This window comes from Bradyrhizobium sp. sGM-13, from assembly GCF_018398875.1.
Classification (GTDB): Bacteria; Pseudomonadota; Alphaproteobacteria; order Rhizobiales; family Xanthobacteraceae; genus Bradyrhizobium.
In genome coordinates this window covers 1-1,239 of sequence record NZ_JAGWDK010000139.1, presented here as the reverse complement: position 1 = coordinate 1,239, position 1,239 = coordinate 1, and the positions used below count along the sequence as shown (strand labels likewise).

Annotated in this window: 1 protein-coding gene; it reads left to right on the top strand. The window is 61.6% G+C overall.

Features of this window, described 5'->3' with window-relative positions; genetic code table 11:
- Window positions 1–93 precede the first annotated feature (93 nt).
- Window positions 94–1,239, top strand: a complete 1,146-nt coding sequence (locus KJQ96_RS38465) for an IS630 family transposase (RefSeq protein ID WP_213255931.1) — start codon at window positions 94–96, stop codon at window positions 1,237–1,239.

Here is a 1,239-nt window from a genome sequence, read left to right as displayed (position 1 = left end):
CTAGACGACCGATTCCATGAACTTGGCAGTCATGGAACGGGAGGTTTGTTTGTGGATTCCTCGTTTGCGATTGACTGAACGAGGAGTTTCATCATGGCAGGATGGCGGCAAGCGGTCGAGTTGGCGATGACCGACGAAGAGATTGAAACGTTGACGGCTCTTTCGCGGTCGCGGACCGAACCGGCGCGCCGGGTATCGCGGGCTGCGATGCTGCTTGCCTACCGCGAGACCCCGTCGTTCTTTGCGGTGGGACAAAGACTTGGCGCCCATCATCAGACGGTCCAGCGCTGCGTCGAGCGGGCGGCGGCTGATGGCGCGCTGGCGGCGCTCGATGAGCGCCCGCGACCGGGCAAGGAGCCGGTGATCACGCCGGCGGCCAAGGCCTGGCTGGTGTCTCTGGCGTGCGACAAGGCCAAGGAGCATGGCTATCCGCACGAGTTGTGGACGACGCGACTGCTGGCCCGCCATGCCCGCGAGCACGGACCAGAGGCCGGACATGAATGTCTCGCCCGTCTGGTTCAGGGCACGGTGTGCAAGCTTCTCGGTCAGCAGGAAATCAAGCCGCACAAGGTGCGCTACTATCTTGAAAACCGCGACGCCGAGTTCGAGCAGAAGATGGCTGAGGTTCTGTATGTCTATCGCGAGGTCCAGGTCCTGAAAAAAGCCGCCGCCCGATCGAAGAAGTCGGACAAACCGGTAGCGATCGTCTCCTACGACGAGAAGCCGGGAATACAGGCCGTCGCGACGACAGCGCCGGATCTGCCGCCTGTGCCGGGCGTACATGCGACCTTCGCGCGCGATCATGAGTACAAACGTCACGGCACGCTCAGCCTGTTGGCGGGCATTGACCTGCTCACCGGGAAGGTCCACGCGCTCGTCAAAGACCGCCACCGCAGCCGAGAGTTCGTAGAATTCCTCAAGCTTCTCGATGCCGCCTATCCGGCCAGGACCGCGATCAAGTTGATCCTCGACAATCATTCCGCGCACATCTCGAGGGAAACCAGAGCCTGGCTCGACACACGACCGGCAGGCCGCTTCCAGTTTACCTTCACGCCCAAGCACGGCTCCTGGCTCAACCTCATCGAGGGCTTCTTCTCCAAGTTCGCCCGCTCCGTCCTGCGTCACATCAGGGTTACATCAAAGCACGAACTCAAAGAGCGCATCATGGCCGGAATCGACGACGTCAATCGCCATCCCGTCGTCCATACTTGGTCCTACAAACTCGCCGACGCCGCCTGA